Genomic DNA, 10,263 nt, shown 5'->3' on the forward strand with positions numbered 1-10,263 from the left:
GGGTGGGGGAGTTGTGGGGCGTCAGCTCTCGAACGGCGTGAGCAGGGTGCGCAGCGTCGCTGCGAGCTCGGCGCTCTCGTCCGGGCGCAGCCGCTCGAGCAGCGCGGCCTCGCGGGCGAGCAGGTCGGTCATGGCCGCGTCCACGATCTCCTGACCGCGTTGCGTCAGCCGGACCAGCACCACGCGGCGGTCCCCGGGCCCGGAGTGCCGCAGCACCAGGCCGTGGTCGACGAGCCGATCGATCCGGTTCGTCATGGTTCCGGAGGAGACGAGGGTCTGGGTGAGCAGGGTGCCGGGGGTGAGTTCGTAGGGGGCGCCGGCGCGACGCAGCGCCGACAGCACGTCGAACTCCCAGACCTCGAGCCCGTGCTCGGCGAACGCAGCCCGGCGGGCCAGGTCGAGGTGCCGGGACAGCCGGGAGACCCGGGAGAACACCCGCAACGGGTCCACGTCGAGGTCGGGGCGCTCACGCTCCCACGCCTCGACGATCCGATCGACCTCGTCATGTCCGGTCATGCCCAGAGATTACTCGACATCGAGAGACTTCCCGGGCGCGCCGAACCGAGGAGCCCCAAGCGCAGCCGGGCTCCAGCGGGCGGCGAGCTCAGCGGGCCAGCGCGTCCTTGAGCTTCATCCGGCCACCGGTGTTCAGGACGGCCCGGGAGTAGACCCGGCCCGAGAGCCACACCAGCAGCGGCACGAACGCGACGCAGAGCGCGATCGAGAGCGCGAGCTCCCAGACCTCGACCGAGTCGAACGCCTGCCGGACCGGCATCATGAACGGCGCGAAGAAGGGGACCTGGGACAGGATCCGCACCACCGGTGAGTCCGGGAGGCTCGGGACCAGGTAGATGGCGAGGTAGAACGGCGCCATCATCCCGAAGATCATCGGGGTGGTGACCGCGCCGATGTCCTCCTGCCGGGACACCAGGGCCGCGAACCCGCCGAACAGCACCGCGTACAGGGCGAAGCCGAGGAAGAACCAGACCAGCATCCAGACGAATGCGCTGCCGAGGTTGAGGTCAACGCCGTCGAGCAGACCGGTGGCCGCGGCCGCGATGGCCGCGGCGCCGCCGAACACCACCAGTTGCACGAGGCCGACGATCCCGATGCCGAGCACCTTGCCGCCCATCAGCTGGGCCGGCCGGATCGTGGCAAGCAGGATCTCCACGACCCGGCTCACCTTCTCCTCCACCACGCCCATCGCGATCAGTGAGCCGCTCTGCAGGAGCGTGAACAGCAGCAGCGAGCAGGTGACGATGGCCACGATGAACGCGTACGGGTCGAACTCCGACTCGTCGGTCGACAGCGCCTCGACGGTCGGCGCGGCGGCTGCCACATCGGCGCCGATCTGCGCCGGATCCCCGCCCAGGTCGCTGATCGCGCTCGACATCACGTACTGCTGCGACGCGGTCGTCAACGCCGTCAGCAGTTCCGGAGCGGGGGAGTCCTCGACGAGCAGCACGGGGGCCTGTGGGTCCCCGGACACGAACGCGGCCAGGTCGCCGTCGGTGATGGCCGTGGTGGCGTCGCGGGAGGTGGTCTCGGTGAGTTCGATCGGGTAGCCGGCGGCCTCCGCGGCTGCGATGAGCCCGGGCCCGAGGTCCGCGGTCTCGGCCGCGATGCCCACCTGCTCGCCCGCGGAGGCGGCGTCGTTGTCTCCGATGATCTTGACGGCGACCACCCCGGCGACGATCAGCACCAGCACGACGAGGGTGGAGATGATGGTCGCCTTGGCGAACAGGCGGGTACGGACCTCGCGGGCGGCGACCTGCCAGACGACGTTCACGCGGCCTTCTCCTCGGCGGCGGCGGCAGCGGCGTCGTCCGCGGAGACGACGTGCCGGAACAGGTCGGTCAGGGTGGGGCGCACCTGCGTGAACTCCCGCACCGGGGACTCGGCCAGCGCCGCCCGCAGGATGGCCTGCTCGGCCCCCGCCTCGGCGGAGGTCAGCTCGATGACCGTCGCTGCGCCGTCGACCTCGAGCACCGTGGTGTCGGGTATCGCATCCGCCCATCCGGGTGGGGCGTCCGGGGCCACCACCCGCCAGCGCGAGAAGTCGGTGGTGCGCAGCTCGTCGATGGTGCCCAGCGCGACCATCTCGCCGCCGCGGACGATGCCGACCCGGTCGCAGAGCCGCTCGACGAGGTCGAGCTGGTGCGAGGAGAACACGGTGGGGACCCCGGCGGCGGCGCGCTCGTGGAGCACACCGCTCATGACATCCACGGCGACCGGGTCCAGGCCCGAGAACGGCTCGTCGAGGACCAGCACCTGTGGATCGTGCACGAGCGCGGCAGCCAGCTGCACCCGCTGCTGGTTCCCGAGCGAGAGCTTCTGCACCTCGTCGCCGCGGCGGGCGGCCACCCCGAGTACCTCGGTCCAATGGTCGACGGCGGTGCGTGCGTCCGCGGCGGACATGCCGTGCAGGCGGGCCAGGTAGGTGAGTTGTTCGGCCACCTTCATCTTCGGGTACAGGCCGCGTTCCTCCGGCATGTACCCGACCCGGCGGCGCATCTGGAGGTCGAGCGGGCGCCCGTCCCAGCGCACCTCGCCGGAGTCCGGGCGGAGCACGCCGAGGGCGATCCGCATCGTCGTGGTCTTCCCGGCGCCGTTCGAGCCGACGAAGCCGAAGATCTCACCGGACTCCACGGAGAACGTCATGTCCTTCAGAGCTCGAAGTGTTCCGTAGCTCTTGTTCAGGTGGTCGATCTCAAGGGTTGCCACGAGGCCGGGTCCTCCGGTGGGTGGAGTGGGGTCGTTCCGACGCTAGCGCAAACCGGGAAAGGCGTGCCTGAGCCCGGGGACCGCAGGTCGGGTCAGCCGCCCTGGCGTCGCCTGACCGCGGCCGGGGTCAGTTTCGGCTCCACCTCGAGGGCCCGCAGGCCGTTCCAGGCGAGGTTCACCAGGTGCGCGGCCACCACATGCTTCTCCGGCGACCGGGCCTCCAGCCACCACTGCCCGGTCAGCGCGATCATGCCCACCAGCATCTGCGCGTACATCGGGGCGTTCGCCGGGTCGAAGCCCTGCCGCCGGAACTGGTCCGCCAGGACCGACTCCACCTGGGTCGCCACGTCCCCGATCAGCGATGAGAACGTCCCGGTGGCCTGCGCCACGGGGGAGTCCCGCACCAGGATCCGGAAGCCGTCGGTGTTCGTCTCGATGTAGTCGAGGAGCGCCAGGGCGGTGGCCTCCACGGTCACACGCGGGTGGCCGCCCCGCCTCAGCGGTCCGATCAGCGCCGTGAGCAGGGTCTGCACCTCACGGTCGACGATGACGGCGTACACGCCCTCCTTGCCGCCGAAGTGCTCGTAGACCACCGGCTTCGAGACCTGAGCCCGGGCCGCGATCTCCTCGACGCTGGTGCCCTCGAAGCCGCGCTCGGCGAACAGCGACCGGGACACGACGAGGAGTTGCTCGCGGCGCTCGCTGCCCGTCATCCGGGGGCGGCTGGGGCGTCGCGGGGTGTCGGCCATGAGTCCATCATGCCGTGCGGCCCACGGGCGTGATGGAGCACTTCCGGAAGTTTGGCAGACTGGTCCCCGGTCTTCGCCTGCGGATCCTCGCCGGCGCAGGCCCGTTCCGCCCTGGTGTAATGGCAGCACGCCGGCCTTTGGTGCCGTGCAGTCCGGGTTCGAATCCTGGGGGCGGAGCCGCCACCGGCGTGCGACCGCGGCGTGCCGGACCCCTCGCCGCGGCTACAGTGGGCGGGTGAGCCTGAAGCGTCCCGCCGCCGTCCTGGTACTCGCCGCGGGCCAGGGCACCCGGATGAAATCCGGCATCCCGAAGGTGCTGCACAGCATCGGGGGACGATCCCTCGTGGGCCACGCGATCGCCAGTTCCCGGGGCCTGGATCCCGAACACCTCGTCGTGGTCGTGCGCCACGAGCGCGACCTGGTCGCGGCCCATGTGCAGGACTTCGACCCCGAGGCGCTGATCGCCGACCAGGACGAGATCCCGGGTACCGGCCGCGCGGCGCAGTGCGCGATGGCGGTTGCCGACGCCGCCGCACAGAGCCGCACAGTCGCGCACTCCGACGGCCCGCCGCCGCCGGGTTGCGCGGGTGAGGGCCTGGTCGGGCCGGTCGTGATCGTCGCCGGTGACGTGCCGCTCCTGGACACCGGGACCCTGGCCGCGCTCCTGGAGGCCCACGTCGAGGACGGGAACGCCGTGACCGTGCTCACCACGGTCGTGCCCGACCCGACCGGCTACGGACGGATCGTCCGCGAGGACGGCACGGGCGACGTCGTCGGGATCGTGGAACAGAAGGACACGACCCCGGAACAGGCGGAGATCGACGAGATCAACAGCGCCGTGTACGTGATGGACGCCGCCGTGCTCCGGAACGCGCTCGGCCGCCTCGGCCGGGACAACGCCCAGGGTGAGGTGTATCTGACCGACGTGATCGCCGTCGCCCGCGAGGACGGCCAGCACGTGCGGGCCGTGATCGCCGAGGACTCACTGCTCGTCGAGGGGGTCAACGACCGGGTCCAGCTCGCCACCCTCGGTGCCGAGCTGAACCGCCGGATCCTCACCGAGTGGATGCGCGCCGGGGTCACCGTGGTGGACCCGGCGAGCACCTGGGTGGACGCCGACGTCGAGCTCGCCCCGGACGTCACGCTGCTGCCAGGTACGCAATTGCACGGGTCCACGCAGATCGGGGCCGGCTCCACGATCGGCCCGGACACGACGCTGCGGGATGTGCAGGTCGGCGAGAACGCGAGCGTGATCCGCACGCACGGGTCCGAGTCCCAGATCGGCGACGGTGCCAGCGTGGGCCCGTTCGCCTACCTGCGCCCCGGTGCGATCCTCGGTGCGGAGGGCAAGATCGGCACGTTCGTCGAGGTGAAGAACTCCGAGATCGGGGAGCGCTCGAAGGTGCCGCACCTGTCCTACATCGGGGACGCCACGATCGGCCACGACTCGAACGTCGGCGCCGCGAGCGTCACCGTGAACTACGACGGCGTGCGCAAGCACCGCACGGTGATCGGCTCGCACGCCCGCACCGGCGCGGACAACATGTTCGTGGCGCCCGTCACCGTGGGCGACGGCGCCTACTCCGGCGCCGGCACCGTGGTGCGGCGGGACGTCCCGCCGGGCGCACTCGCCGTGAGCCAGGGGTCGCAGCGCAACATCGAGGGCTGGGTGACCAGCCGCCGGCCGGGCACGCCCGCGGCCGAGGCCGCCACCGCTGCCGCCGACCCGGCGGCCGGGTCGCTCTCCGCGCAGGCCCGCGCCGAGCGCGAGCGCGGCTCCACGTCCTGAACACGTCAACCCCCACGAGGCGCGAGGAGCCACGATCGATGACAGGTATCACCAGCCACGGCGAGAATCGACTCGTCCTCGTCTCCGGCCGTGCGCATCCCGAGCTCGCGGCCGCGGTGGCCGACGAGCTGGGCATCGAGGTGGTCCCGACCACGGCCTACGACTTCGCCAACGGTGAGATCTACGTCCGCTTCGCCGAGAGCGTGCGCGGCGCCGACGCGTTCGTGCTGCAGTCCCACACCGCCCCGATCAACGAGTGGATCATGGAGCAGCTGCTCATGGTCGACGCCCTCAAGCGGGCCTCCGTGAAGTCGATCACCGCGGTCGTGCCGTTCTACGGATACGCCCGTCAGGACAAGAAGCACCGCGGCCGCGAGCCGATCTCCGCCCGGCTGATGGCGGACCTGTTCAAGACCGCCGGGGCCGACCGCATCATGAGCGTCGACCTGCACGCCGCGCAGACCCAGGGCTTCTTCGACGGCCCGGTCGACCACCTGTGGGCGATGCCGATCCTCACCGACTACGTCCGGACCCGCGTCGACGTCGCGAACGCCGCCGTGGTCTCGCCGGACGCCGGCCGGATCCGGGTGGCCGAGCAGTGGGCCGCCAAGCTCGGTGGCGTCCCGCTGGCGTTCGTGCACAAGACCCGCGACATCAATCGGCCGAACCAGGCCGTCGCCAACCGGGTGGTCGGCGAGGTCGCGGACCGCGACTGCGTGCTGGTCGACGACCTGATCGACACCGGCGGCACCATCGCCGAGGCCGTGAAGGTGCTCACCGCCGCGGGCGCCCGCAGCGTGATCGTCGCCGCGACGCACGGGGTGCTCTCGGACCCGGCTGTGAGCCGGCTGCAGGAGAGCGGTGCGCGCGAGGTCATCATCACCGACACGCTGCCGATCCCGGTCGAGAAGCGGTTCGCGAAGCTGACCGTCCTGTCGATCGCCCCGCTGCTCGGCCGTGCGATCCGCGAGGTGTTCGACGACGGCTCCGTCACCAGCCTGTTCGACGGGGTCTGAGTCCCACTAGGCTGCCGGGATGACGACCGACGGCGGCATCGTCGTCACCGGCACCGGTGGCGTTGACGTACAGCCCGACGTGGTGCACGCCGACCTCGGCGTCACCGTGAGCGGGCCGGATCTGTCCGAGGTGCTGCCCGCGGCGGAACAGGGCCTGACCAGGATCCGCGACGGATTGCTCGAGCGCGGTGTGGACCGGAGCGACCTGCGCACCACCCAGACCTCGATCTGGCACGAGGACCGCACCACGGACACCGGTGAGCCCGCACCCAGCCGGGTCCATGTGCGCCTCGGGCTGCGTGCCGTGCTGAGAGACGTGGGCGCCTCGGGCGGGCAGGTCCATGCCGCACTGGCCGACGGCGGACGCCTCGCTCGGATCGATTCGCTCACCTTCGGCATCTCTGATCCCGCGCAGGCGCAGGCCCAGGCCCGCGCGGCGGCGTTCGCCGACGCGCGCCGCCGGGCCGAGCAGTACGCGGACCTTGCCGGTCGCGCTCTGGGCGCCGTGGTGGCGGTCCATGAGGGCGGCGCGGATGTGGTGCCGGGCCTGCCGAAGGCGCGGGCGTTCGCTGCGGCGTCGATGCCGGTCGAGGGTGGCGAACAGACCGTGGGCGCAAGCGTGACGGTGCACTGGGAGTGGGCGGACGGCACCGGCGGCTGACCCGGATGCCATGGTGGCATCCAGCAGTGTGACGAAGTCCGGATCCGCCCGGTTTCCGCCACCTCGCCTGTGCGGGTAGGATGTCCAGGTTGCCTCGGCGAGGGATGCCGGGCGGCCGCACGCGCAGCCGCCGGGTCCGTGATCGACGTGGTGGAGCGCGACCGTGAGCCGCCCGCCCGACGTCCCGCGCTGAGGCCACCCGCCGCCCCCACCATCTTTGGAGAAGACAACCATGTCTGAGAGCAACGAGAACGTTCTGAAGGCCGCCGTCCGGACCGAGTTCGGCAAGGGCGCCGCTCGCCGCACCCGCCGTGCGGGCCGCATCCCCGCCGTCCTGTACGGCCACGGCAGCGACCCGGTGCACCTGTCGCTGCCGGACCACGACACGTTCCTGGCGCTGAAGGGCAACGCGAACGCCTTGCTCACGCTGGACTTCGGGGACAACCACGAGTTGGCGCTGGTCAAGGACGTGCAGCGCGACGCCATCCGCCGCACCATCGACCACCTCGACCTGATCCTCGTCCGTCGCGGCGAGAAGGTCGTCGTCGACGTCCCCGTCGTGATCGTCGGTGAGACCGCACCCGGCACCATCCACACCCTCGACATGCAGACCATCAGCCTGCAGGCCGAGGCCACCAACCTGCCCGAGCACGTCGAGGTCAACATCGAGGGTCTCGAGGAGGGCAGCATCGTCCGCGTGGGCGAGCTGACCCTGCCGGAGGGTTCGGTGCTCGAGGTCGACCCCGAGTCCGTGGTCATCAACGTGACCGTGCCGCGCGCCTCCGCCGAGGACCTGGAGGCCGACGCCGAGGCCGAGGCTGCCGGCGAGGCTGCCGGTGCGGCGGGCGAGGCTGCGGCTCCGGCCGGAGCCGACGAGCAGGCCTGAGCCGCTCGGCACCATCATGAGCGTCTGGTTGGTGGTGGGCCTGGGCAACCCCGGGCCCACCTATGCCGGGAACCGGCACAACGTCGGCCAGATGGTTCTCGATGTGCTCGCCCGGGACGTGCCGGGCTCCTTCACCACGCACAAGGCCGGCGCCACCGTGCTGGACGGGCGCCTGGGCACCCTGCCCGGCGGTGCCCCCGGCCCGCGTGTGGTCCTGGCCAAGCCGTCCAGCTACATGAACGTCTCCGGCAGGCCAGTCGCCGGGCTCTGCCGGTTCTACGACGTGGAACCCGACCACCTCCTGGTCATCCACGACGAGCTCGACCTGCCCGCCAGCACGCTGCGCCTCAAGCGCGGCGGGGGCGAGGGCGGCCACAACGGGCTGAAATCCATCTCGCAGGCTCTCGGCGACCGCGACTACCTGCGGTTGCGCGTCGGCATCGGCCGCCCGCCGGGCCGGATGGACCCGGCTGACTACGTCCTGCGGGACTTCTCCGCCGCCGAACGCGCCGAGCTCGGCGTCACCCTCGAGGAGGCGGCCGACGCCGTCCGGGACCTGCTGTCCATCGGGCTCGAGAAGGCCCAGACGGCGCTGCACACCGCCCGCGCCTGACCTGACCCGGCCGAGGCCGGCAATCGGGACTTGCTACCCTGCCCTGCATGGGGACGCCGGATCAGGGGCCGTGGACGGGTGCGCCGTCGCACCAGCAAGCCGGTCAGCAGCAGCAACCAGCCGGGCAGCCGGGCCATTCTGCGCCGCCGCCAGGGCCTGACGCGCCGCAGCAGGGGCCCGCCGTGCCGGTGCCACCGCCAAGTCCCTACGCACCGTCGCCGCTCGGCGGATCGGCCGAGGCGCCGGCCCGGCCGGGTCTGGGCCTGTTGCTCCTCGCGCCGGCTGCCCTGGCGCTGCTCCTGGGGCAGGTGATCCCCACTGCGCGCCAGTTCATCGCCAGCCTCCAGGAGGGTGCCCTCCTCGGCGACGGGGGCTTCGTCGGCCTCGACAACTACGCTCAGATCCCGCCGCAGTTGCTGACCGGTCTGCTGCTCGGTGCCGCCGCAGGGCTGGCGCCGGCGCTCCTCGGAGTCGGTGTGGGGCTGCTCATCGGTCGGCTACTGGCGAAGGCATCGGCGCGCATGGCCGCGATCGGCCTCGGCATCCTCGGCGCAAGCCTCGTGACGATGGCCCCGTTCTCGTACGCGTTCGGCGTCGGCCCGCTCGACCGGGGTGACGGCGCCGGGGTCGTCCTCGGCTTCCTCGCCGTCGGGCTCGGGGCGGCCCTGCTGGTCGGGGCCGTCGTTGGCCGGCTGGCGGACGGACCCGGCAGCGGCCGCGCCGCCGCGCTGGCGCTCGTCGGCACCGGCCTCGCCGGGATCGCTGTCGGCTGGCAGACCTTCACGCCGTACATCGTCGGTGGCGCCCGTGAGCTTCCTGGCGCGTTGATCTATGAGGCCGCCTTCCTCTATGCCGACTCCGGGGTCGCCAGCGCTATAGCGATCGTGGTGCTGACCCCGCTCGTGCTCTTCGGGCTGCTCGGCACCGCTCTGGTGGTCGGAACGCGCTACCGCATCGAACGACCGCCGGCCCCGCGCACCGATGGCTCGGCGGGCATCGTGGGGGTGGTCATCGCGGCGGTAGCGTTGGTTGGCCTGATCGTGGTCGCGCTGCCCTGGCTGACCAGCCTCGGTCTGCCGGACGAAGAGCTCGGAATCTCCGTGGCCGGGGTGGTCGTGACGACCTGGGGCAGCGCCCTGGTCAATGCGCTGGTGGGCACCGCGATCGCCGCCGCCGGTGGGTATGCCATCGGCTACCTGCGCCCGTTCGGCCGGCGAAGCGAACGGGTGCTCTGGTTCTTCGCGCCGTGGCTCTTCGTCGGTCTCAGTGTCCTCGCGCCCGCCCACTTCCAGATGCTGCGGGATCTCAACTGGCTGAACCGGCCGACCCTCGAGCCGCCGTTCCTTGCCATCCCGGCCCTGTTCCTGTTCACGTTCCTGTTCGCTGCGGTCCGGCGCAGCCCGGACCGGCGCAGCGCGCTGCGGATCGCCGGCCTGGCCCTGCTGGGGGTGTTCGCCATCCAGACGTGGCTGGGCCCGCAGGGTGCACTGTGGCCGTACCTGAGCTCGTTCAGCCAGGACACCCAGCACGCGGTCCTGGTGCTGTCACAACTGTTCTCGCAGCGGTTGTTCGACGGAGGTTCCGTGCTCGGTCTGCTCACGCCGGTGCCGCTGGTGGTGCTGTTCGCAGCCGCCTTCGCGTACCTGGCCTCGCAGTTGGCGCGTGTGCGGATCGTCAATGCGGACGCGGCGAGCCAGGGTGCGCCAGGTCCGTACGCCGCGCAGCACGGCCCGTACGCCGCGCAGCCCGGCCCGTACCCGGCGCAGCCCGGCCCGTACGCCGCGCAGCCCGGCCCGTACCCGGCGCAGCCCGGACAGTACGGCGC

General features: G+C 71.8%; 9 protein-coding genes, 1 tRNA gene and 1 pseudogene. 7 read left to right on the forward strand and 4 right to left on the reverse strand.

The features are described from left to right. Positions 1 to 21: 21 nt before the first annotated feature. The 4 genes from HALOF300_RS13580 to HALOF300_RS13595 all read right to left on the reverse strand — a co-directional run bounded on the left by HALOF300_RS13580 (position 22) and on the right by HALOF300_RS13595 (position 3,437). Positions 22 to 516 carry a MarR family winged helix-turn-helix transcriptional regulator gene (locus HALOF300_RS13580; protein WP_154795398.1) on the reverse strand — a complete coding sequence of 165 codons (495 nt, stop codon included), beginning with the start codon at positions 514 to 516 and terminating at the stop codon, positions 22 to 24. Positions 517 to 604: 88 nt separating this feature from the next. Continuing rightward, positions 605 to 1,789 (reverse strand): ABC transporter permease, encoded by a 1,185-nt coding sequence (locus HALOF300_RS13585; RefSeq protein WP_156741476.1) that lies wholly within the window; start codon positions 1,787 to 1,789, stop codon positions 605 to 607. Beyond that, the gene (locus tag HALOF300_RS13590; RefSeq protein ID WP_156741477.1) at positions 1,786 to 2,724 is read right to left on the reverse strand and encodes an ABC transporter ATP-binding protein; all 939 of its coding nucleotides are present in this window, start codon (positions 2,722 to 2,724) and stop codon (positions 1,786 to 1,788) included. Before HALOF300_RS13590 ends, HALOF300_RS13585 begins: the two co-directional genes overlap by 4 nt. A 92-nt stretch (positions 2,725 to 2,816) precedes the next feature. Then, positions 2,817 to 3,437 (reverse strand): TetR/AcrR family transcriptional regulator, encoded by a 621-nt coding sequence (locus HALOF300_RS13595; protein WP_156741481.1) that lies wholly within the window; start codon positions 3,435 to 3,437, stop codon positions 2,817 to 2,819. Between the two features lie 141 nt (positions 3,438 to 3,578). Here HALOF300_RS13595 and HALOF300_RS13600 point away from each other — a divergent pair. The 7 genes and pseudogenes from HALOF300_RS13600 to HALOF300_RS13630 form a co-directional block, all read left to right on the forward strand. Continuing rightward, positions 3,579 to 3,650, forward strand: a tRNA-Gln gene (locus tag HALOF300_RS13600). A gap of 58 nt (positions 3,651 to 3,708) precedes the next feature. Beyond that, positions 3,709 to 5,262, forward strand: coding sequence for a bifunctional UDP-N-acetylglucosamine diphosphorylase/glucosamine-1-phosphate N-acetyltransferase GlmU (glmU, locus tag HALOF300_RS13605; protein WP_197522544.1), 1,554 nt, complete (start codon positions 3,709 to 3,711; stop codon positions 5,260 to 5,262). Positions 5,263 to 5,300: 38 nt separating this feature from the next. Beyond that, entirely contained in the window at positions 5,301 to 6,278 is a 978-nt protein-coding gene (locus HALOF300_RS13610) for a ribose-phosphate diphosphokinase (protein WP_154795394.1), read from the forward strand. Between the two features lie 19 nt (positions 6,279 to 6,297). Continuing rightward, positions 6,298 to 6,939 carry an SIMPL domain-containing protein gene (locus tag HALOF300_RS13615; protein ID WP_156741478.1) on the forward strand — a complete coding sequence of 214 codons (642 nt, stop codon included), beginning with the start codon at positions 6,298 to 6,300 and terminating at the stop codon, positions 6,937 to 6,939. Between the two features lie 232 nt (positions 6,940 to 7,171). Continuing rightward, a complete protein-coding gene (locus HALOF300_RS13620) occupies positions 7,172 to 7,825 on the forward strand; it encodes a 50S ribosomal protein L25/general stress protein Ctc (RefSeq protein WP_156741479.1) in 654 nt (217 codons plus the stop codon). 16 nt (positions 7,826 to 7,841) lie between these two features. After that, positions 7,842 to 8,438, forward strand: coding sequence for an aminoacyl-tRNA hydrolase (gene pth, locus HALOF300_RS13625; RefSeq protein WP_197522545.1), 597 nt, complete (start codon positions 7,842 to 7,844; stop codon positions 8,436 to 8,438). Positions 8,439 to 8,485: 47 nt separating this feature from the next. Beyond that, positions 8,486 to 10,263: pseudogene (locus HALOF300_RS13630) on the forward strand (hypothetical protein); the annotation flags it as partial.

The sequence above is a fragment of the Occultella aeris genome, from assembly GCF_902703175.1.
Lineage (GTDB): Bacteria > Actinomycetota > Actinomycetes > Actinomycetales > Beutenbergiaceae > Occultella > Occultella aeris.

What these genes read in the sequence shown, in the direction of transcription:
- HALOF300_RS13615 (WP_156741478.1), top strand. Translation starts at nt 6,298, where the DNA reads ATGACGACCGACGGCGGCATCGTCGTCACCGGCACCGGTGGCGTTGAC.
- HALOF300_RS13595 (WP_156741481.1), bottom strand. Translation starts at nt 3,437, where the DNA reads ATGACGGGCAGCGAGCGCCGCGAGCAACTCCTCGTCGTGTCCCGGTCG.
- HALOF300_RS13610 (WP_154795394.1), top strand. Translation starts at nt 5,301, where the DNA reads ATGACAGGTATCACCAGCCACGGCGAGAATCGACTCGTCCTCGTCTCC.
- pth (WP_197522545.1), top strand. Translation starts at nt 7,842, where the DNA reads ATGAGCGTCTGGTTGGTGGTGGGCCTGGGCAACCCCGGGCCCACCTAT.
- HALOF300_RS13580 (WP_154795398.1), bottom strand. Translation starts at nt 516, where the DNA reads ATGACCGGACATGACGAGGTCGATCGGATCGTCGAGGCGTGGGAGCGT.
- HALOF300_RS13620 (WP_156741479.1), top strand. Translation starts at nt 7,172, where the DNA reads ATGTCTGAGAGCAACGAGAACGTTCTGAAGGCCGCCGTCCGGACCGAG.